This is a genomic window from Clostridium frigoris (assembly GCF_018861865.1).
Taxonomy (GTDB): domain Bacteria; phylum Bacillota; class Clostridia; order Clostridiales; family Clostridiaceae; genus Clostridium_AD; species Clostridium_AD frigoris.
The window spans coordinates 17920-40251 of the sequence record NZ_JAHLDV010000010.1 but is presented as its reverse complement, the minus strand read 5'-3'; the positions used below and the strand labels follow the sequence as shown (position 1 = coordinate 40251).

The 22332-nt window shown below is 28.3% G+C and carries 18 protein-coding genes and 1 pseudogene; 15 read left to right on the top strand and 4 right to left on the bottom strand.

Annotated elements, in window-relative coordinates:
• Positions 1 to 34 precede the first annotated feature (34 nt).
• From KPL37_RS07065 to KPL37_RS07005, 13 genes are all read left to right on the top strand, one after another.
• Positions 35 to 3223: a type I restriction endonuclease subunit R gene (locus KPL37_RS07065; protein ID WP_216147146.1), complete on the top strand. Its 3189-nt coding sequence runs from the start codon at positions 35 to 37 to the stop codon at positions 3221 to 3223.
• 74 nt (positions 3224 to 3297) lie between these two features.
• Positions 3298 to 4011: a M48 family metallopeptidase gene (locus tag KPL37_RS07060; protein WP_216147143.1), complete on the top strand. Its 714-nt coding sequence runs from the start codon at positions 3298 to 3300 to the stop codon at positions 4009 to 4011.
• 22 nt (positions 4012 to 4033) lie between these two features.
• Positions 4034 to 4273, top strand: a complete 240-nt coding sequence (locus KPL37_RS07055) for a YdbC family protein (protein ID WP_216147140.1) — start codon at positions 4034 to 4036, stop codon at positions 4271 to 4273.
• A gap of 644 nt (positions 4274 to 4917) precedes the next feature.
• Entirely contained in the window at positions 4918 to 5385 is a 468-nt protein-coding gene (locus KPL37_RS07050; protein WP_216147137.1) for a hypothetical protein, read from the top strand.
• Between the two features lie 269 nt (positions 5386 to 5654).
• A complete protein-coding gene (locus tag KPL37_RS07045) occupies positions 5655 to 6641 on the top strand; it encodes a hypothetical protein (RefSeq protein ID WP_216147134.1) in 987 nt (328 codons plus the stop codon).
• A 398-nt stretch (positions 6642 to 7039) separates the two neighbouring features.
• A complete protein-coding gene (locus KPL37_RS07040; protein ID WP_216147131.1) occupies positions 7040 to 7348 on the top strand; it encodes a hypothetical protein in 309 nt (102 codons plus the stop codon).
• A 55-nt stretch (positions 7349 to 7403) separates the two neighbouring features.
• Positions 7404 to 8285, top strand: coding sequence for a toll/interleukin-1 receptor domain-containing protein (locus tag KPL37_RS07035; RefSeq protein WP_216147128.1), 882 nt, complete (start codon positions 7404 to 7406; stop codon positions 8283 to 8285).
• Between the two features lie 247 nt (positions 8286 to 8532).
• Positions 8533 to 10254 (top strand): hypothetical protein, encoded by a 1722-nt coding sequence (locus KPL37_RS07030; RefSeq protein ID WP_216147125.1) that lies wholly within the window; start codon positions 8533 to 8535, stop codon positions 10252 to 10254.
• A gap of 473 nt (positions 10255 to 10727) precedes the next feature.
• Entirely contained in the window at positions 10728 to 10988 is a 261-nt protein-coding gene (locus tag KPL37_RS07025) for a hypothetical protein (protein WP_216147122.1), read from the top strand.
• Positions 10961 to 11671, top strand: a complete 711-nt coding sequence (locus KPL37_RS07020) for a hypothetical protein (protein ID WP_216147119.1) — start codon at positions 10961 to 10963, stop codon at positions 11669 to 11671. The genes KPL37_RS07025 and KPL37_RS07020 overlap by 28 nt, the downstream gene beginning before the upstream one ends.
• A 35-nt stretch (positions 11672 to 11706) precedes the next feature.
• A complete protein-coding gene (locus KPL37_RS07015; protein WP_216147117.1) occupies positions 11707 to 12126 on the top strand; it encodes a hypothetical protein in 420 nt (139 codons plus the stop codon).
• A 13-nt stretch (positions 12127 to 12139) separates the two neighbouring features.
• Positions 12140 to 13192 carry a hypothetical protein gene (locus KPL37_RS07010; RefSeq protein ID WP_216147114.1) on the top strand — a complete coding sequence of 351 codons (1053 nt, stop codon included), beginning with the start codon at positions 12140 to 12142 and terminating at the stop codon, positions 13190 to 13192.
• A 512-nt stretch (positions 13193 to 13704) separates the two neighbouring features.
• Positions 13705 to 15069, top strand: coding sequence for a caspase family protein (locus tag KPL37_RS07005; protein WP_216147111.1), 1365 nt, complete (start codon positions 13705 to 13707; stop codon positions 15067 to 15069).
• Between the two features lie 478 nt (positions 15070 to 15547).
• On the opposite strand, the gene KPL37_RS07000 is transcribed toward KPL37_RS07005, so the two are convergent.
• The 4 genes from KPL37_RS07000 to KPL37_RS06985 form a co-directional block, all read right to left on the bottom strand.
• Positions 15548 to 16027 carry a DUF3888 domain-containing protein gene (locus KPL37_RS07000; protein ID WP_216147108.1) on the bottom strand — a complete coding sequence of 160 codons (480 nt, stop codon included), beginning with the start codon at positions 16025 to 16027 and terminating at the stop codon, positions 15548 to 15550.
• Between the two features lie 261 nt (positions 16028 to 16288).
• Positions 16289 to 17401, bottom strand: a complete 1113-nt coding sequence (locus KPL37_RS06995) for a hypothetical protein (RefSeq protein ID WP_216147104.1) — start codon at positions 17399 to 17401, stop codon at positions 16289 to 16291.
• A 332-nt stretch (positions 17402 to 17733) separates the two neighbouring features.
• Positions 17734 to 18066 carry a hypothetical protein gene (locus KPL37_RS06990; protein WP_216147101.1) on the bottom strand — a complete coding sequence of 111 codons (333 nt, stop codon included), beginning with the start codon at positions 18064 to 18066 and terminating at the stop codon, positions 17734 to 17736.
• Positions 18067 to 18214: 148 nt separating this feature from the next.
• Positions 18215 to 18358 carry a hypothetical protein gene (locus tag KPL37_RS06985; protein ID WP_216147097.1) on the bottom strand — a complete coding sequence of 48 codons (144 nt, stop codon included), beginning with the start codon at positions 18356 to 18358 and terminating at the stop codon, positions 18215 to 18217.
• Between the two features lie 764 nt (positions 18359 to 19122).
• Between KPL37_RS06985 and KPL37_RS06980 the strand changes: the two are divergent.
• A pseudogene (locus KPL37_RS06980) lies at positions 19123 to 19602 on the top strand (mannose-1-phosphate guanylyltransferase); the annotation flags it as partial.
• Between the two features lie 291 nt (positions 19603 to 19893).
• Positions 19894 to 22320 carry a CRISPR-associated helicase Cas3' gene (gene cas3 / locus KPL37_RS06975; protein ID WP_216147091.1) on the top strand — a complete coding sequence of 809 codons (2427 nt, stop codon included), beginning with the start codon at positions 19894 to 19896 and terminating at the stop codon, positions 22318 to 22320.
• Positions 22321 to 22332 lie beyond the last annotated feature (12 nt).

Here is a 22332-nt window from a genome sequence, read left to right as displayed (position 1 = left end):
AAGAATATAGTATAAAGATAAGAGGGGGAGAATTGTGGGCGATTTGGGCAATGAGGAAACTCTCGTAGAGCTTCCTGCAATAAAATACTTAACAGATTACTTGAAATATGATTTTATTCATGGCAAAGAGCTTGTCCCAGAAAAAGGAGAAAGAGATTCTTTAACAGAAGTAATCCTTGTAAGAAGGCTTGAAAAAGCTTTAATAAAATTAAATCCGTGGATGGATGAAGGTAATATTAATAAAACCATTAGATATTTAAGTAGACCTGAGAATTTGGGGACAAGTCTATTAGAGATAAATGAAAAGCTTTATGATGATATTGTAGATTTAAATTATACAGTTGAACAAGATATATATGGAGATGGTCATAAAAAGCACCAGACAGTGCATTTTATTGATTGGGGTAATGTGGATAATAATAACTTTCTAGTTACACGCCAGTTTGAGGTTAAAACTTCTTTAGGGAAATCAATATATCCTGACATAGTTATATTTGTTAATGGTATTCCAGTAGTTGTTCTTGAATGTAAATCCCCATTTTTAGAAAAAACAAAGAATGAAAATATAGGCAAAAAAGAAGCCTTTAAGCAACTTAGAAGATATATGAATGAGAGAGACACTGATTTTTCAGAGGGTAATCCAAGGCTATTTTTTACAAATTTCTTTACGGGAATAATGAATAAGTACCATGCATATGCTGGAACAATTAGCTCTCAGTATACTCATTATTTGGAGTGGAAGGACACTTATCCGTTTGCAAAGGATAAGGTTCAAGGGTTGAAGGAAAATGCGCAAAATTTATTTATCCAGGGCTTGCTTGAAAAGAATAATCTTCTTGATGTTATGAGAAACTTTTTATTGTTTGAGACTGATAATGGAGTTATAGTTAAAAAAATAGCTAGATATCAACAGTTTAGAGCAGTTAACAAAGCAATTAGCAGGTTGAATAATGGAAAGGATTCCTTATCAAGAGGAGGAGTTATCTGGCATACACAAGGTTCAGGAAAGTCGCTGACGATGGTAATGTTAGCGAGGAAGATAAAGAGAACTAAAGAGCTTTCTGATGCTACTATAGTAGTGGTAACAGATAGAATTGATTTAGATAAGCAGATATTTAATACTTTTATAAGAACTCTATCAAAAATTACTACACCAGAAAGAGCAGGTAAAATTTCAGTAATGAAAAAACTTTTAGCTGATGCTCAACCAAAGATTATTATGACTACTATTCAGAAATTTGAAAGTGAAATTGAGGAAAGAGAAGTTATAGAAAATGGAAATAAGGTTAAGAAACAGTTTAGTCTTCCTTATCATGTATTAACAGTAAAGTCTAATGTAATTGTACTGACAGATGAAGCACATAGGAGCCAGTATAAGGATACAGCATCAAACATGCGTACAGCGTTACCTAATGCCACTTTTATAGGGTTTACTGGAACACCTATTGATAAAGAGGACAAGTCCACACCTCAAACATTTGGTGGATATATTGATAAGTACGGGATTAAGGAAGCTGTGGATGATGGCGCTACTGTTAAGATAGTGTATGAGGGAAGAAGACCTGAACTTCATATTAAAGGTGAAACCTTGGATGATTTATTTGATGAAGCTTTTAAAGAGAAAAGTGATGAAGAAAGAGAAGCTATAAAGCAAAAATACGCCAATAAAAAAACAATAATTGAAGCGGATGACAGGATTAAGGATATTGCAATAGATATACTTAAACATTATAAAGATAATATATTGCCTAATGGATTCAAAGCACAAATTGTTTGTGTAAGTAGAGCGGCTTGTGTTAAATATTATAATGCTATAAAGGAACATATGAATGAAATTATAGGACAAGAATTAGAGTGTAAAGTTATTTTCTCTGGTAACTTAAATGAAGAAACTTATTTAAAGGAACATTTTACTACAAAAGCAGAGCAGGAAAAAATTATAGATAATTTTAAGAAGCCTATAGAAAAAGATAAGCTTTGTTTTATTATTGTAAAGGATATGCTTTTAACTGGTTTTGACGCACCCATAGAGCAGGTTATGTATCTTGATAGACCATTAAAAGAGCATAATTTACTACAAGCTATTGCTAGAGTAAACAGAACTTGCACCACAGATATTACGCGTGAAGTTGAAGGTGGAAACATTAAAAAAGATATCATAATAAAGCAGTGCGGGTATGTTGTCGACTATTATGGCGTTTCGGACTATTTAGAGGAAGCTTTAGCCATATTTGATAAGCAAGACTTAGGTCAACCTATGCAGCCTATGAATGAATTGTATAAAGAAATGCTTTCCTATAGAGAAGACATTATAAATATGTTCAAGGGAAAAGATAAAAATAATCTTGATGAACTTATTAATGTGTTAGAACCACAGGACAAGAGAGCAGAATTTGAAATAGGATACAAACGTTTTTCAGGAACGGTAGAATCACTATTGCCATCACATGTTGGAACGGATATTATAAATGACGTGAAGTGGCTTGGATATATTAGGGCAGGAGCTAAAGCAAAATATAGTCCACAAGAGGAACTAGATATAAGTGATTGTGGAGAAAAGGTAAGGGAAATAATTGAAAAACATCTGAAATCTCTTGGTGTTTTCCAATGGATAGAGCCAATAACTTTATTTGAAAATGACTTTAAAAGTAAAATTAACACCTTAAAATCAGACGAAGCACAAGCATCAGCCATGGAGCATGCTGTAAAACATGCTATAAGTGTAAAAATGGATGACAATCCTGTATTCTTCACGAGCCTTTTACAGAAACTTCAAAAAATACTTGATGAAACTACGAATAATTGGATAGAGAGAAAAAAGAAGCTTGAAGAATTTATTGAGAGAGATGTTGAAAAAGGTACAAAATCACAGTCTGAAAGCTTAGGCTTAGATGAAAAGGAATTTGCTTTCTTTGAAGTCGTGAAAAAGTATATTTTAGAAGATAATGAGGCAGAAGGGAGTAAATTTTTTGAGGAGAGTGAAACCTATATTAGCCAAGATATAATTGAGTTATCTAAAGAAATAGCAAAGGATATATCACAAATTATCCAAGAAAACTATTGTGTGGATTGGGTCACTAACAATTCCAAAACATCAGACGTTGAAAGAGAAATTTTTATGACACTAAACAAGAATTATTTCAAACAAATTAAGTTCGGTGTAAGAAAGCAGATGGTTCAGCCATTATTAAATTTAGCTAAGAAGCATTTTCCAGTCATTTAAGAGTTAGTACAATATAAATTAGAAATTAGAGTTAAGGCATAGGCTCACCTTAAACCTAATAAATGAGGTGTCGTATGAAGCTTTCATTTAAGTATGGAACAAAAAACATAGCATTTAATGTAGAGTATAAAAATAGAAAGACGATGGAAATTGCAGTAGAACCGCCCAACATTATTACTGTAACTGCTCCTATTGGGACATCAGAAGAAAGAGTAGTTGAAAAGGTAAAATGTAAAGCAAATTGGATTATACAACAAATTTATTCTTATAAGCATATGCATTTTGTCCATATTAATAGAGAATTTGTTAATGGTGAATCCTTTATGTATTTAGGTCGGAACTACTCGCTGCAAATAGAATTAGATTTAAACATAAAAAACACTAAGGTAAAATTATTTAGAGGTAAATTTATTGTTACAGCTCCAAATAAGAGTGAAGATGATATTAGAAAAGCCATGGAAGTGTGGTACAGAGGAAGAGCCAAAGAGATGATATTGTTAAAGGTTAAATACTATCAGAGGTTCTTTAATATCGTTCCTACGGCTATAAAAGTTAAAGAACAAAAGAAGAGATGGGGAAGCTGTACATCTAAAAATGAACTATTATTCAATTGGAGATGTATAATGGCAAAAGCAAATGCTCTGGATTATATAATAGTCCATGAGATGTGCCATATGTATCATAAGAATCATTCAAAGGAGTTTTGGGAGCTTGTAGCTTCTGTAATGCCTGACTATGAGATAAGGAAAGAATGGTTAAAAAATTATGGTGTTAGGATGGATTTATAAGTTAGATAAAGGAGAGATATAAATGTCTGAAATTAAGTTTGATATTATTAAAAACATTGGAGTTTTGTCTGATGATGGTAAGGGCTGGAAAAGGGAGATAAATATAGTAAGCTGGAATGATAGAAAGCCGAAAATTGATATTAGAGATTGGGATGAAGAACATATTAAAATGCGAAAAGGGATTACAATTAGTAAAGTAGAATTAAATAAATTAAAAGAAGTTTTAAATGATATTAATATAGACGAATTGGATATAGGGTAAAAAATAACTGTTCAAAAGACAAAAATATTATAATTAATTGTAAATAATAATGAGGGAGAATCTCCAGATGATGGGTGTTCTCTTTTTTTATTTTATTTTTATTAATTATATATTTTCTAAATAAAGGGTACATTGCTTGATACTTTAATGCTTCTTCTCTGGAATAAAGTAATAGGCAAGAAATAATAACAATTTCTTACAATATAAAATTATTGTGATATGTTAATTTTGAAATGTAACACATGTTATAAAGAAGTAAATTGCTCATTTAACTGAGTAAAATTTAACTGAGTAAAATTTAATAGAAATCATAATTTAATTAAGGCATATGATGCAAAAAAATAAAAGTAAGGGGACTTACTGTTCAGTTCAAAACTTTAATTAAAGGCTATGTAAAGGAAGACGTTAAAATAAAGGGTAAGGATATAAAAGTAGAATGCGACTTTGCCCAACAAGAGAGCATCTCTAATAATTTTTATAGGGTACGCTTAATAATTGGCTATAAAATAAGGTACATTAACTCAAGGTGTACAAATCTTTATTAAATTAGATAACAGTAGTATAAGTAACGTCTGTTATTATTTTATTAAAAATTAAAGGAAATTTACCTTAATATGTAGAATATGGAATGTTGAGGTGATAAGATGGAGACATATGAAAGACTAATAACAGAAAATGAAGTAATTAGATTGGTTATTTTAAAACTTGAGTGCCTTAATTTTGAACTAATAAGCAAATGTAATACAAGCCAAACTGGAATTGACATTGTACTAAAGAAAGGTAATTATAGATTATTAATAGAGGCGAAAGGGGCTACAAGTTCAAAGAAAGGTACGCCTAAATACGGGCAACCTTTTACTAAAAGCCAAGCATTAGTACATACTTCGGTAGCAATTTATACTGCTATGGATTTAATTACACGACATCAAGGCGAGGATAATTATATAGTAGGAATAGCTTTACCTTTAGAGAAAAACTCCATAGAACATGTAGAAAAAGTAAAACATGTATTAAGCAAACTTGGGATTGTTATATTTTGGGTAAATAATGAAAAAGTGATAATCGAAGCTCCTAACCAAGAGATAGATTTAATACTAAATTATAGTAGCTAATACTCAGTTTAAATTTTAATTACTTGCGATAAAAATAATGTTACGTCTGTAAAGACTACAGTAAATAACAATGGGATTACACAGGTATATTGGATAACTTTATATTAAGATTATGAGTATAATTTAAAGATAGGCTAATTTGAAAATTTATTAAATAGTGAATCAATTATATATCTACGCTTAATTCACTATTGTAAGAGATAACGGACCAAAAGATGATGTTATTTATTTAGAAAAACTGGTATCCAAATGATTAAGGGGTGCGAAAAATGAAGTTCAATGTCTTTAATATTTGGGAGAAGATATATAAAAAAGTTATTATTGTGATAGTTATAGGTATTACTTTTTGTAGTGTGGATTGGTATTTAAATCTGAGGGATAAAAGTGATACATTTATTATTAGTACTTTGTATGCTTTGTTCCTATTCGCTTTAGGCATATATATGAATTATATGGGAAATGAAATCCAGGAAAAGTTCTATGATAAAAAAGATTGTTATTTAGTTCTGTCAAGATTAAAAGCTATATTTAAGAACATGAACTTGGAAAATTATTCTGAAGAGGATGTAAAAATGAATATTATTTCCTTTAAAGTCTTTACCAGCAGAACAGATGGAATGGGAAAAGTAAAACCATATGTTCCAGAAAAAGGCTTTAAATTTAAAAACCGTGAGTTAGATATTGAAGATGAATTTACCCAAAAGTATAGTTGTTTATTAAATAAACTGAACAGTAGCATAATGAACTATATTAGTGAAAAATCAATTACAACAAAAGTAAACTACCCACATATAAATAATATACTCTTTGTAGCAAAAGAATGGTGTTGTAAATATTGTGAATTAAATAAGGATGAACAGGAGAATATGGAAGCGTATATCCTCCAATTATATTCAGAACTACAAAATGAAATAAATGAACTGGAATTATTAATGAAAAAAATCATAAAGCTATATCGTTCTTATAGAAAAAAGATAGACTTGAATATCAAAGCAATAGAACGTATTTACGGAAAAAAATTAGAATACGAATTTTATAAAGAGGATAAATATATAAATCAAATAAGAGAAGTTAGAGATATTGTTGAGCATATAAACGATAAAATACCTTCTAATGATGAATATGACGAACTATCAAACAATATTAGTGAAGTCCGACAAGATATACTTTCAATATATGAAAAAATTGAATCGGTTGAAGATAATTTGACAAGTGAAATTGATGTAGCTAAAAATGAGTTGCTCGGTAGAGATTAAAGTTAGTTTACAGTCTTCTTATTTTTCAAACAAAATGTGAGGGCTATATTTTTTTGTTGATAGGACAAGTTATATACTTTTTACAGTTATATATTGTCCGTATAAACGATGATACAACAAGGTTAGTAACGGATTTTATGAGCGAAGTATTAACTCAATAAAATAAATATAATTTTATTACGCATTATTCTTAGCGAATAGATTGTAATTATACGATATATTTAAACTTATATTATAAGGTGAATTTATTGAGAAAGGTCATTATCATATAGTCAATTTGAAAAAATAATTTTAGTAGAAAGATGACATCTATATAAATAGATATGTGCAATTATATGGAATACGAATTTATCTATAAATTGTGCAGGCAAAATAAATTATACTGGGGTGTAGGCGATATGAATGATTTAGAAAGAAAATTCAATAAAGATATGACTAATATTTATAGGAAAGCAGATAAAGAATGTGGGTATAGAGCTACAAGATTTTTACAAATACTTAGTGAAAAAGGCGGAATTATAACTGCTAAAGAATTAGTATCAAAAGAGGGTGGAACAGAAGGGTTTTTAAAACTTTGGCAATTAGGAAGACTTGATTTATCAATAGAAGCTTTGCTTCTAACAGATGAATATAAGGTGCTCTTTACAAAAGAAGAACTTAAGTTGAGTAAAGAGAGGTTAGAGAAGTACCAATACGAAGTTAAATAAAAAAAGATTGGAATTTATTTAAAAACTAAAAAAGGAACATGAAGAGGTGTAAATCATGAAAGTTTTCATAAGTCATTCAAATTTAGATAGTTTGTTAATTAATGAATTTATAAAAGCATTGGAAAGATTAGGCTGCAAAATATTTTATTCATCAAAAGCTCATATGAATTCTATTAGGTTTGGCGAAAATTTTTACGAAACTATAAAAACAGAAATAAAAGATAGCGATTATATATTAGCAATGTTATCCGATAATTTTTATAGGAGTATTCCATGCCAAGTAGAGATGGGAATTGCATATGCTTTTGATAAGAATATAAAAACCATCGGGATACAAAATAAGAATTACAAGGAATTACTTAGAGGTATCTTCACCACAAATGATAGGTTGGCAACTTTTTTTAAAGAAGAGGATATTATAGGCATTTTAAGTTTGTTTTCCAATGAAACATTAAAGGTTATTAATTATGCAAAGGATATAATATTAAAAAGTAATAGTGATATGGAGATTAGTTGCGATGTGATTGATAAAGATAAAGTAGTGACATCCACAACTTTAAAAGAAGATTATGTAAAAGAATTAATAATTACTGGACAGCTTAATATAAATGAATGTATATTTTTGAAGTATATGTTAGATAAAAGAAGATATAAATTTGAATGGGCATGGCAAAGGGAAAAAGGTACCAAAAAATTTGGAGAATGGGCAGAGTCAGATTTCACTTATGTTGAAGGTGATTTAACCGAAGTTTATGTTGATATTATAAATCACTTCATTGATTTAGAGCTATTAGATGAAACTGAGATGACGAGTGAGGGAAATGTTAGATTATTTGGATTTAAGCCAGAATATGCTAAACAACTTATTTCATTCTATAATAAGAATCCTAAAATAATAGAAAATGAATGTGAAAAACAAAGTTCAATTCCATTCTAATAAAAGATGGAAGCTAAATTGACTTATTAAACTTCTATCAGAATTTGTGCACACTAATATGATTGCGTCAGGTAACTACGGTATAATGATTGTTTTTTGCAGTTTTATAGATAATGGGATGTGTTATAAAATAGAGAAAATTAAAGTATATAAATTTATCAATAATTATGATTTATTATTTTTACGTGAATTTAAACGTTTGAGGTTAATTACCCAATTGCCTAAATTTAAAATAGAGGTGGTTATTATGCTTAATAATAGAACTGAACAAATAGCTGTAGGTAGGGTTAAAGATGCTATACTTCAAAGTCGTATATTAGAACCACTTATTGATGAAAATGATAAAACACCATCTTGGGATGGAAATATTTTGATGTATAAATCTTCTGTTACTAAAAAGAATAATATGAAAGGAAAAATACCTGTACAAGTAAAAGGCACAGCCGTTAAGAAATTTAGTGGTAATACAATATCATTTTCTTTTAACGTTTCTGATTTAAAAAATTTTCTAATAGATGGTGGAGTATTATTCTTTGTTGTACAAATCATTGATGTATGTGATGTAAAAATATTTTATAATAGTTTACTACCAGTTGATTTAAATGAACTTATTAAAAAAGTAAAAAAAAATAGAAACAGCATAACTGCGACGCTTAAAGTTCTAAATACATCTAAGGCTAAGATGTTAGAAAGTATTTGCAATAGCTTTTTACATAATAGGGAACTCCAATATAGTACATATAAATACTCCAGAGATATAAATAATTTTAACAGTGTATCATTTAGTGTATTTCCAGATGGCACTCCATTTAATGATTATATGCTTAATAATGAGATATATCTTTATGGTTATGAGGACAAGAATGCATTACCAATACCCATAACTAAAATAGAGGTTGAAACAATTTATCATAAAATGGAGAAAGAGATTTTTATTGATTCAATTAAGTATTTTGATAGTTATGAGGTTATAAATTCTAAAAAGAATAATATAATTAGTTTTGGTAAAAATTTTAGGTTTGATATTGATAGAGGAGAATTAAAATATAAAACATTAGGCAATTTAAAAGAAAGATTATATGACGCAACATTCTTGAAAAATGTAGTTTTAAAAAACTACTTTACTATAGGTGGTATTAAAATTTCAAATCTTAAATTATCAAAAGATTATAGTAATACTATTTGTAATCATCTAAAATATTTAAACGATGTAGCAAATTTAATGAATTTTTTTCATATTAGTGAAGAATTAAATATGGATGATTTTAGTGATGGAGACTATGGCAATATAAATTATTTAATTGATATTGTCCTCTATAACAAAAAAATAAAATCTAAAATGAAACCTGGGTTATCAATTGTGAAGATTGGCAATATAAACATATTAACATTTATCTTGATTGATAAAGATAAAATTATAAGCATAGAAGATTACTTTAGCTCTATTTATAAACAGTACACATTGTGTTATCCGATAGGAGAAGACAGAAAAGAGATTATTTGTAGTTTTTACAGTCAGTTAAAATCAACTGATATAATTAAGTCTAGCAATTTAGACTTGAAAATTGTTGAGGAATCTGTAAAAAGTATTGTATTAAATAATGATAATGCAGGGGTAGTCAATTATCAAATTTTAGAATTAATAAAAGCATATGATTTGAATAATGATTTTACTAATTGTTTAGAGACCTCTCTTAAATTATGTGAATGGTTAGAAGAATATGATAGCAATTCCTATATATATAAAATCAATAAATATCAAATAATAAAACGCTTACGAAAGTTAAATAAAGAAGAAAAACTTAAACTCATGGAAATTAAAAGAGCATCAGCGGAAAACATACAAATACAATGTGGAATTAGTATTTTGTTGGAAAATAAAAGTGATTTCGAATATTACTTTGATAATCTTTCAGAAGGAGAGGGTAAAGTCTTTTGCGAGTACCCTATTTTCAAATTAATTAAATAATATTAAAGTGTTTTGGAGAATAGACAGATAGGGTAATTATAAAAAAGAGTTAATAGTTATGTGATGTAAGTAATAGGTTTATGAGTTTTGAAATTGTTAGTAGTAAGCTCAGTCAAGCCTTCACAAATACCCCATGAGAGTTTATTTTTACATTGATGTAAAAATAGACTGTTGGATAATGCGAGCCAAACTGTGACAAACAAGGAGAATATTAAAGAGTATATTGAGTTTCGAAAGCTTACTGAAAGTGGGAATGATAGTATAGTAAAATCATTGCAATGGGTGTTCTAATGGAAACTGTAATAAAAATAAGTTAAGATGAATAATATGATTTGGTTAGAATATCAAAAATAAAATAGCATTACATAGAGAATGAATTAATTAAGGGTTTATTTGGGGGTACTGAAGCCATAACAAAACTTAAGGCTCGTAATATATAAATAAGATAGGCAATAAGTAATGGGGGGTATTTTATGGATAGGGATACAGGAAACATAAATTTTCCAATATGGATTATAGGTGATTCAGAGCCAGATAGATGGAAAGATGTATTAAATGAGCCGTTTGATTCTAGGCACCCTATAAGACATAATATTATTACGTCTGTGTTTGATATTATGCAGGATAACATATTTAGAAAGACTGGAAAACGTATTGAAACTTCTGAAATTTATACTCGTAATGCTGTGCTGTATTATATGATGAAGTGGAAAATAAGTATTTATATTTATTAACTAAAATTGAACATAAAGACTTTTTTGAAGATGAAACTTTTAATTTGAAAACTGGTTTTTCAGTTGATAAAAATAGATTTTTTAAATCGTGTTTAATTTCCTTTGAATTGGATGAGGAACAAGTTCTAAACATTAATACGATAAGAATATTCTTAGATAATAAAGCAAATTATTGGCATGACTCTTTTCTTGAAATTATGCCTGTAAGGCAAGATGATAAAAATACAACTAAACTATTTGCAGCAATGGACCATGAGCTAAAAAAAATTGTCTATAAGAAAAGTAGGTATGATTATTTAGTATACAGAAATCATCTATTAGGTTATGTCAAAAGTCATGAAAGAATTGATTATGAAGAGCTTATGAAACAAGTATTTATAAACTCAGTTCCAGAGAATATTAATGATGAAATAAAAAAGAGTTTGATTGAAAGCTTAAACATACTTCCAGAAATAAGAGGATTTGATAGGCAATTTAATTGTGTTCCAAATGCTATTAAAGCCAGAACTATTAATAAGTCATTCCAACTTAATACGGGGATAGAGTTGATAATAAAAGATTATATGCCAGATGAAATGCGCTGTATTTCTATTGAAAATGAAGCTGATGGCACTACATATTTAAAAGTACAAACCAATGATAATGAAGTAATAAAGACATTCCCGAAGTTTAATCGAGTATAATTAAGTGCAAGTATGTAATAGAAAGGAGGTAATGTATGGGATTTATTGATACAATTCGAAATACTTTTAAAGCTAAGACATTTAAATATGAAGAAAATTTATCAAAAGTTCAAGTTACATTATCAACCAATATTATTATAATATCTAAGGAATCAATTTTACAATTTAATGAATTAATATATAGTGCAGACCAGTTTTTTATTTCTATAGAATTTGAATATGATGATGTTTTAATATTATCAAAAGAAACAGATATTGATAAATTCTTAGAAGATTTTAAGGATAGAAAAGAAATTATAGGTGATGATGAATATACACTGAAAATTGTAATAATAAAGAATGTAGATAATAACTCAATATCTGTATATGATTTTGATGAATTTCTTCTGTGGCTTGGTAAATTAAATTTATTTCAGCAATTAGAAGCTTTCGCATTTATTTTTAAAAAAAATTAATAATAAAAATATCGTGTTTAGATGTTATGATGTTCAAGCAATATATTGTACAGATACGATTCAGTTTATACCAAGTACGATATCTCAATATCCAATGCAAGTCTTTGATAGAGTGGTAAGATTGAGTCAAATTAGACAGAATACGAATTTTTCCAAGGTAAATATCATAACTCTTGTTCCTGAGGACTTTGATTTGAAGACTAGTAATGGTAATAATGCACTAAATAACATTTTTAATAAATTGAAAATTATACTTTCCTATGTTTATATTTCTGATTATGCAGATTTAGACGAGAGCTCCTTAATAATTAAAATGAATGGTTACCGTAGTATAGAAAAAACAATTAATTTAAACACTTATGAATATAAAACTAATCACGTGGAGTTATATAAAATTTATATTTGGATTTATTCTGGTGGAAATTCATGTGATAAGATGCAATTGGCAAAAAATATTATAAGTTTGCATTGTAAGTATAGTGATATTTTAGATATAGATGGTAGAACGTTTTCATCAATCAAAGCTAATTATGAGTTATATTTAAAATCAAGTGTAGATAAATACCTACAAACTAAAAAGGAATATACTACATTTTTACTTGATATAATTGAAAAGATTAATAATGAAGTATCGACATATTTTACAAGTATAAAGAAAAATATGGTTGCAATATTAACATATATAATAGGAATTGTAGTTTCAAATGCATTTTCTAATAAAAAATTCAATAATATTTTTACTAAAGATATAACAACAATAACTTCATTTATAATATTGGGTTCATTTGTATTTTCAGTAATAAATATAATTGAAACTTATAGTAAGTATCTACGGTACATAGGTAGAATAAGTAAAATCAAAGAAAGCTATGGAGATATTTTAGATGAATACGAATTAAATGAAATTTTAAATAAAACTTTGGATTTAGAAAAAACCAAAACAGATTTCAAAAATGGAATTAAGGCATTATCAATTACCTGGTTTATAATGATTTTAGGTATGTTAGCTATATTGGACTATCTAAGCAATTATAAAGTTTTATTAATATTTAATTTATTCAAATAGTAATGTATAGGATGTTTTGTGAATTCTAATTTTTATGTAAGTGTAGAATTATAAATGGTATAAATCAAGCTTTGCATTTAAGAGCGTTAGGGATTATATTTGGAGATAGCTTCTTTAGAAGAAGCAGTGAAGTAGTATTTATGAAATTTAACAATGGTTTGAAGCTCAGAGGGTTACCTAGGGGCTTTTGTTTTTTGTTAAGTAAATTTATGAGTGTAGATAATTCACTAAGTTAGATATTTAAATGCATATTATCATATAAGTGAAAAATAAAAATGATTTAACACCATAAATAAACGCAGAGTGATTTTATTCTTATGGGATATACATCAGAATTTTCTATAACACTACATTCATTTTTTATTTTAAATTTAGGATAATAATAGTATAATTAAACATGTTATGTATCGATTGTAAAATAATGAGATACTTAAAAGGTGGATGACAACTAACAATATTTATTTAGTAGCAATTTGTAGGTTATTTATAACTTTATAGGGGGTATATAATTAATGCAGAAAAGAGCTGTAGTTTTTTCAGCTGGTGAGTATCTTAATTCACCAAGCTATCCAAAGCCTAAATTAGATTTACAAGGTGTTAAGTATGATATATTAGCAATTGAAAAAAGATTAAATCAGATTGGCTTCAATGTAACAAAAAAAGAGAATATTTGTAAAAATGAATATCTCTTAACTTTACAAAAAAGTGTTGAGAATTGTCCTAATGATGCTATACATATAGTATATTTTTCTGGACATGGGGGTCATTGTAATGGCAAGAATTACATCTATCCTTCTGATTTTGCAGTACGATATAATATGACTAACGATATAGATGATGCAAGCATTAACATAGAGGATATTATATCTGTATTCAAGGATAAAGGCAAATTGGTTTTGATATTGGATTCTTGCCGAAATGATTTTGGATTATCAAGGGGTTATTATTCTGAAATGACTTATACAGAAAATGTTTATATAGCTTATGGTACGATGTTTAAAAGTACATCAATGGCTACAAATGGGTTAAGTTGGTTTACCGAAGCAATTTGCGATGAGATTTTAACACCAAATATAGATGTTGATACTTTATTTACACGAGTACGACAAAATGTTTTTACCAAACATTTTGTGCAAATTCCTCCAAGTGCAACTGGCTTACTTGAAAAGGTTGTTCTTCATTCTGAATTAAGCTATGATGATGATAAAAAGGTTTATGATTTTATTCAAAAATATGGAGATGAATATACTGATAAGTATGGGTATTTTCATGGAGATGATTTAATATTTATAGATGCAGCTCAATATTTTGATATAGGGTTGCTTGATGCAATCTGGAAATTTCAAAAAGTGGATAACAAAATATTTAAAGATAGAGGCGTAGAGATTCCAGAGCTTACTAGAGAAGAATCAAAGTTAGTGAGCTTTTTAGGATTTACACGTAGTCAGAGGTTTTTTACTTGTGATGAAAGCCATACTTGGTATTATAATAGGAGGCAAATCAGAATGGGAGAAATTCCACCCCTTCCACCAAGCATGCAAAGAAAATTACCCGAGCAAGGAAAAGAGTTATATGTAAGCTTTGATGTAAAAAAAGAAGGAGGTAATATAATTATTGAAACAACTTTACCTGACCGATGTGAGATTTTCGTTTGGAATAACAAATCTGATTTCTACGAAAAGGTTGTTGTTGTTGCTGGAAAGATAACTATAACGGATGCTGACAAAATAGTAAGAGTAAAAATTGATTCTGGTGTATTTACATCTGATAGAATGGTACAGCAGTTGCTCGGTGATAAATGTCGTAATCTTATTGGAGAGTATGTTAAGTACCATCCGATAAATGGAATTCAGCTAACATACTTATATGAGTTCTAAGGATGTCTGTATTAAAAAAGGTTGTAAAAATTATGGTTAGAATGTGATGGTGTCAAATCCAATTTATAGAGTTATGTAACATAATTTTAAATTTGGGTGTCTGTCACATGTTTCTAAAAGTATTTATTAATCGTAAAAGTACGATATAAATCTTTAGTCTAATTACTAAACTAATTTTTTATAATATTTTTTCTGCTGTTTCAAAGTTTAAAATAATTCATTAAAAAACAAAGAAATCGTCGGCAATCGAGTGGTTGTGGTATACCACAACCACTCGATTGCCGACCGTTTTTCAATTATATGACAATGGAAAATGATATTTAGTAAGTTATTGAGTTTAGTATATTTACTAAACTAATAAAATAATTTCTATATTGGAACGCCATTTAGTCACAGTAAGAGGTGATGGGATAAGGTATATACGCAAACTATAATTTTAAATAAGTACAGCAGATAACGACAAAGTTTGGAAATAAGATTATTTCGTTATATTTGATTGATAATTAGTTGTAATATTTTTCTTAATGATATTTTGATAATTAGGAGGTAACTCTAAATAATAACTTTTAATATGTTCAAATTTAGTTACCTTTACTTCACCAATTCCATCCACAGTAATTGTAATACGGTCAATGCCTACATCAAGATGAGGTCCGACATATGGTCTAACTTGTATTTTAATCACAAAAAAGAATGTACGGTAACCATCAGGTCTTTCAACATTTAAAATATCAATATCCCAAGGGGCGACAGTTGGTACATCGGTTAGAAATTTTGTATAATAATCACCAACAGATTTTTGTATATATGGCATAAGCAGAGAGCAAAAAACATCTTGATATAATTCTACCTTTGAGTGTGGAAGTGGTTTATTGGGAATAGCATAAACACTATATGATGGAAGTTGGATACATATAAGGCTTACAAATAATAGTACCATAATTATTTTTTTCTTCATAATTAATATCCTCCAAATAGCTTTCTTATAGTATTCTTTACATCGCTAATTATTATCCCTTGAAGGCTATTAATGAAATCAAAAATTAAAACATATTTCATCGATTCATATTAAATTGAATTCAAACAAACCACAGGTTCGTAGCCTGTGGTTTGTTCTTTAATAGTAGTTTAATACCTTATACATTAGCTATTCTTTTTTAGGGGGCAGCTAAATCTAATAAGTGAAATTTGAGTAGCACTTTAAAGTTTAGTCAATATACTAAACTATAAATGTATTTATCAAAAAATCTTCTATAGTTCTATTTTTAGTTACATTGATATAAGCTTCTTTGTTCATATTGAATCGTATATAGCTTCTGCCTTCTTGTTTTGTATTACTGGAAAGACAATATCGTATAAACATTTTATTAGCTAATCCACTTATTTGTAATTGATATCTTGTGTATGATTGCATACCTAAAAAATTATATAACTGAGTATCTTCAATGGTTACATACTTATATTCACTATTCGTAACGTCCGATTTTTCTTCCCTGTGATTTTTCAAAGACTTTTTTATAGTATTACCGCTATCTATTTTTAGGCTTCCATCTATAATACTTAAGGCTTCTTCTTGTGTTATAGGTTTTAAATTTCTATTAACATCTTTTTCTATTATTTTTACGATATTTACTATTTCTTTTTTTAACCTTTGTTTTGTTCTGTATCTCAATAAAATTATACTTAATTCAGGCTGTTTAAAGGCTATTGATGTATTAATTCTAATTTCTGTATATTTAAAATATTTAACTAGAAAGTTTAATATGGATGCTCTAGAGATAAAAATATGTTTTCTCCAATAAAGAGGGTCCTTTTGCAAATTGTGTACTCTTTCTTTCCCATTTTCAATTTCTTCTTCAATTACGTACCTAACAAAATTAGATAGTTTAATATAATCTAGATATTGCATAAAATTGTTTGTAATATATTTTGGAGTTATACATAACATAGCTGCAAACTCTTCTAATGTGTACACATAGTGCTCATTTAACATGCTATTTATAGTATTTACAGTATATTGTTCTATAGCATCAAAAAATTCATCTAAAAGCATTACAGTGTAAGGGATACCTCTTGAATATGCTATGAAAACACGATTTTGTAAACTTTTTTCAGTAAATCTTCTATCATGTGTTTTCATTTTTTCATATTCATAAGCATATGTAGGATTACCTTTTAATTTATAATACAAATCTTTTGCTGCAAGAAAATCTGTTTGCCCTATAGAATAGGTAATAGAATTATTTTTTAATACATTCCTTGTGCCAAATTCTCTTAGAAAGTCTTGTATTATATTTTCTTGGTTATATATTATTTTGTTTAAGCAGTTCATTAAAAAGGTCTTCCTTTCAATTTACATCTTATTGGTTAGCTATATTGCTAAATAAATTGAATGTTTTCAAATTAGCCCCTAATGTAATATATAGTAAGTATATTTAGTGCAATAGTGATTTATTATATATTTCTATAGAAAAATTATCTTCGTTATTAATAATGTATAAAATTATTTAATACATACCACAAAAAAGCCCCTCTCATAATGGGAAAGACTGTTTTGTGTATATAAATATTAGGTCATGTTTAAAAACAGTGTTAATTTTGAACATAAAAGGGACTGCATCACAAAACAAATCTTAATTATCTTTCTTAATGTGGTAGTTATTTTTATTTGTTGGTTATTATTAAGTCATTATATACAAATATAATAGTAATAACACACCCTAATATAGCAAAGCCAACAAAGAAAACTTCATTATTTGTAAGCTTTTCTATAATAGGCATTCCTACAGAAAAATAAGTTATAATTATAGGGTATACTAACTTTCGCAGTTTTTTAGTTTTTATAAATTCGAAGGCGCTACAAATAATTAAAAGCATTGTAATTATTGTTAACATGGATGTTGGTAATACCATTTGCATAAACATCATTATACATCCAGCCACACCAATAACAAATAAAAGCATTTCTAGTACCAGTGTTATTGATTTGAAGTTCATAAATAACATCTCCATCCTAAAGTGTTATTAAATATATATGATGGTAAAAGTAATGTATTCTTAAATTTTAACAACAGTTTAAACATAGCCAAATGTTAAAGTTTATTACGGAGATTAGCTAGCTCTAAGTATGCTAACCTTTCTTTTACTATTTATCGTAATTATCACATCTTTCATTTTCTTCTAGTACAGACAATCTATTTTCTAAATCTTTAAGATAACCTTCTATTAAGTTTATATATATATATATTTCATCAATTGATTTAGAATTTTCATTTTTTGTTTTAGACATTTAAAAGACTCCTTTCTTCGATGTACGGTATAGCCTTACCGTTAATTATATTTAGATTTAAGTTTGATGGGAATATCGCATTATTGAATATGATTCTATAAAACATTTGGGGAATAGAGATAGGCTTCCAAATAACGTCGCATGATGAAGTTAATATATAAAGCTTTTCTTTAAGGCTGAAAAAGTCATTCTTGGGGCTTATAAAGTATTTCTTATTTACAATAAACATATACGTTCTACCGTACAGTATTATCTTAAATGGGTTCTTAGTGGTCTTATCTAGTAACAAGTAATATTCATGTAATGGATAGTTTTTTTCATTTAGCATATTATTTCAATATCTCCTTAAGTTTTAAATATTGTGCTCTTGTAGGGTACGTAAGACTTCTTTCAAAGGAACATATATCAACTGGGCTCATTTTTAGAATTTTTGCACACTTTTTTTGAGTTAAATTATTTTTTTGTCGGTACTTTACCAACAATTTTCCATAAGATGATAATATAAATCTATAATATTCGTCGCATAATTGTAAATGGGAGACTTCTATAAATTCACAAAATTTAATAAATTTATCAAATCTTAAGTAATTATTATCAAAATCCTGTAGTATAAGTGAGTTACTAAAGATTTCTATTTTATTTTTAGAAACTTCTATATCAATTTTCAGCTCAAACAACTTGGTGCTAAACTGTGATAACATATAGCATTGCATCACTTCACTGTATAAATTTATTTGAACTATGATACTCGTGATATGCGTCGCATTTTTATGAAGAGAGCAGATGTGTACTTGCGTGAAATGGAAAAGTATTTACCTAAGATGTATAAAAGATTAATGACCATCTATCAATCCTTAGAGACTGATGAGGGAAGCAATGTAACAAAAGAACAGTATAATGAAATAGATGGGATATCAGTTGATTTTGGTATAATGCAGAAAACCAGAAAGGCTTTTGTTATAAAATGTGATTTTGTATGGGATGATATAGGAACGTTTGCAGCACTTTCAAGATTCCTAAGCAATTTACGAGGTAACAATGTTTTGGGTAATACATTTATGGAAGAGAGCGAAAACTGCTCAGTATTTGGTAAAGACAGGCTTATAATTGGATTTGGAATAAAGGACCTTATAATTGTTGATGCGGGAGATGTAATACTCGTAATGGATAAAAATAAGGATCAGGAGATTAAGCATTTAGTTAATGAACTTAAAGAGAGTAAAGAAACGGAGAAATATATATAAATTTTTTAATATGCTCCACTTAAGGTGTTTCACCTTAGGCGGGGCTTTTTGTTTTATGGAACTTTTATATATGTTTATATAGTTTCAAAGGATAGTGAAAATATATGTAAAAGTAACAAATACAATTATATAAAAATGAAGGTATTTGTATGTTTTTGTTGAATATAACAATTAAACCAATAAATGTTAACATACGAATTTATAAGAAATTTTTGAGGAAAGTTAAAATATGATTTTATTGTTGAGTTACTGTCAAAATTAAATTATAAGAATTCATAAAGGAGTGACAATATGTTATGCGCTCACATTAATCCAATTACTTTAAAGGAACAAAGTGTTAAGGAACACTTGGATAATGTTTCTAAAATGTCCATGGAATATGGTGCGAAAGTTTCGCTTGAGAATACAGGAGAATTAATTGGTATTCTCCATGATATGGGAAAGGAAACAAATAAATTTGATAAATATATACATTATTCTTCATCACATCCGAGTGATAAATCTCTAAGGGGAACAATAAATCACTCTACAGCAGGTGCAAAATTTATTTATGATAATTTCTATAATACAACTGATATGTTTCAAAAATTCACAGCACAGCTTATTTCATTGGCTATTTGTTCCCATCATGGTGGACTTATAGATTGTTTAGATTTAAAAGGCATTGATATATTTACAAATAAGATGGAAACGGATAAAGATATTTTGTATGATGAGGCGCTACGTAATTTTAAGTTGGAATATTCGGGAATTGAGCACATTAAAGATTTGTTCAATAAATCAAAAGATGAGATAGAAAATATTTTTATAAATATTAACAAGATAGATGGATCTGCTAAATTTGGACATTTCGCAGCTGGAATGTTAGAAAAATACCTTTTTAGTTGTGTTATTGATGCAGACAGATATGACACATATACATTTATGGAGGGTAAGGATCAGAAAAAGAGTATTGATAAATTAGATTTATGGAACGAACTTGTGGATAAGTTAGAAACTAAACTAGAAAGTTATCCTAAATTAACTAAAATAGATTTATTGAGAGAAGAAGTTTCGATAGCGTGTAAAAATTTTGCCGAAAATAAACCAGGAATATATCAACTTGCAGTGCCAACGGGAGGAGGGAAAACCCTTTCAAGTTTAAGGTATGCATTAGGGCATGCAAAAAAATTTGATAAAGATAGAATTTTTTATATTATTCCTTTTACTACGATTATTGATCAAAACGCTAAGGACATAAAAGATATTTTGTGCCGTGATGATATAATTTTAGAACATCATTCAAATCTTGTTGTGGATAACCAGCAGGAGGATTATAAACTTTTAACAGAGAGATGGGATAGTCCTATTGTTCTTACCACAATGGTGCAGTTTCTTGATACTTTATTTAGTGGAGGTACGCAAGGAGTTCGGCGAATGCATAATCTTGCAAATTCAATTATAATATTTGATGAAATTCAGGCGATACCTATTAAGTGTATAAATATGTTTAACAGTGCAATTAATTTCCTGGCAAATATCTGCAATGCGACAATTATACTTTGTACAGCTACACAACCACTTTTATCGACAACAAAAATGCCTTTAATGCTGAGCGAAAATGCTAATATAATTACGGATATACATGAGAAATTCAAACAATTTAAACGTGTAAATTTGGTGGATAAAAGGATTGTTGGGGGGTACAGTGTATCTACATTAAAGGAGTTTATTTTAGAAATTATGGAGAAGTTAGATAGTGCATCGGAAATTAAGGACAAGCTAGCAAGTGTGTTAGCAATTTTTAATACTAAGAATGCTGCAAAAGATGTTTTTAATGAGTTGAAAAAAGCAAATGCTGATTTACCTAAAGAAAAACAATATTTAATTTTTCACTTGAGTACTAATATGTGTCCTTCTCATAGAATGAAAATTTTAAAAGATATGAGAGAAAAGTTGGGGCATCAGAGGATAATTTGTATAAGTACTCAGTTAATAGAAGCTGGTGTTAATATTTCATTTGGGTGTGTGGTGAGGTCTCTTGCTGGACTTGATAGTATAGCCCAAGCAGCAGGTAGATGCAATCGACATGGGGAAAGTTCTTGTAGTGATGTTTATATAGTTAATGTTGAAGGAGAAAATGTTAGCAAATTGGTGGATATCAAAGAGGGGCAGGAATGTACAAAGAGAGTTCTTGATGAATTTAAAGCAAATCCAAATATCTTTGATAATGATCTACTTTCTCCAAAAACTATGGAAAGATATTATAAGTACTATTACTATAATAGAAGTGCAGAGATGGACTATACATTACCTAAGCCAGACAATGATAATTCGATGTATGACTTATTATCAACGAATAGTGAGGGTGGTAATTCATTTAATAGTAGAAATACTTGTAAATCAAAATTAATGTTAAAACAAGGATTTAAAACTGCAGGTAAGGACTTTCAGGTAATAGATCAAAATATAACAGGCGTGATTGTTCCATATGAAGAAGGCGAGGAGCTTATAACTCTTATAAATGGTCAATGTAGTTTAGGTGAATTAAAACAGTATTTAAGGAAAGCACAGCAGTTTTCGGTAAATATATATGAAACAGATAAAAGAAAACTTGAACAAATGGGAGGGCTTATTGGGTTAAAAGATAATGCAATAATTACTCTTAGAAAAGAATTTTATACAGAAGATGCAGGGGTAACATTTGAAAATGCACCAATGGAATTTTGTAATTTTTGAGGAGGTTGAGAT

Excerpts from the sequence above, each read along its gene's own strand:
- KPL37_RS06995 (WP_216147104.1), bottom strand. The coding sequence starts at position 17,401 with ATGAACTGCTTAAACAAAATAATATATAACCAAGAAAATATAATACAA.
- KPL37_RS06985 (WP_216147097.1), bottom strand. The coding sequence starts at position 18,358 with ATGTCTAAAACAAAAAATGAAAATTCTAAATCAATTGATGAAATATAT.
- KPL37_RS07030 (WP_216147125.1), top strand. The coding sequence starts at position 8,533 with ATGCTTAATAATAGAACTGAACAAATAGCTGTAGGTAGGGTTAAAGAT.
- KPL37_RS07055 (WP_216147140.1), top strand. The coding sequence starts at position 4,034 with ATGTCTGAAATTAAGTTTGATATTATTAAAAACATTGGAGTTTTGTCT.
- KPL37_RS07040 (WP_216147131.1), top strand. The coding sequence starts at position 7,040 with ATGAATGATTTAGAAAGAAAATTCAATAAAGATATGACTAATATTTAT.
- KPL37_RS07025 (WP_216147122.1), top strand. The coding sequence starts at position 10,728 with ATGGATAGGGATACAGGAAACATAAATTTTCCAATATGGATTATAGGT.
- KPL37_RS07015 (WP_216147117.1), top strand. The coding sequence starts at position 11,707 with ATGGGATTTATTGATACAATTCGAAATACTTTTAAAGCTAAGACATTT.
- KPL37_RS07060 (WP_216147143.1), top strand. The coding sequence starts at position 3,298 with ATGAAGCTTTCATTTAAGTATGGAACAAAAAACATAGCATTTAATGTA.
- KPL37_RS07005 (WP_216147111.1), top strand. The coding sequence starts at position 13,705 with ATGCAGAAAAGAGCTGTAGTTTTTTCAGCTGGTGAGTATCTTAATTCA.
- KPL37_RS06990 (WP_216147101.1), bottom strand. The coding sequence starts at position 18,066 with ATGAACTTCAAATCAATAACACTGGTACTAGAAATGCTTTTATTTGTT.
- KPL37_RS07050 (WP_216147137.1), top strand. The coding sequence starts at position 4,918 with ATGGAGACATATGAAAGACTAATAACAGAAAATGAAGTAATTAGATTG.
- KPL37_RS07045 (WP_216147134.1), top strand. The coding sequence starts at position 5,655 with ATGAAGTTCAATGTCTTTAATATTTGGGAGAAGATATATAAAAAAGTT.
- KPL37_RS07035 (WP_216147128.1), top strand. The coding sequence starts at position 7,404 with ATGAAAGTTTTCATAAGTCATTCAAATTTAGATAGTTTGTTAATTAAT.
- cas3 (WP_216147091.1), top strand. The coding sequence starts at position 19,894 with ATGTTATGCGCTCACATTAATCCAATTACTTTAAAGGAACAAAGTGTT.
- KPL37_RS07000 (WP_216147108.1), bottom strand. The coding sequence starts at position 16,027 with ATGAAGAAAAAAATAATTATGGTACTATTATTTGTAAGCCTTATATGT.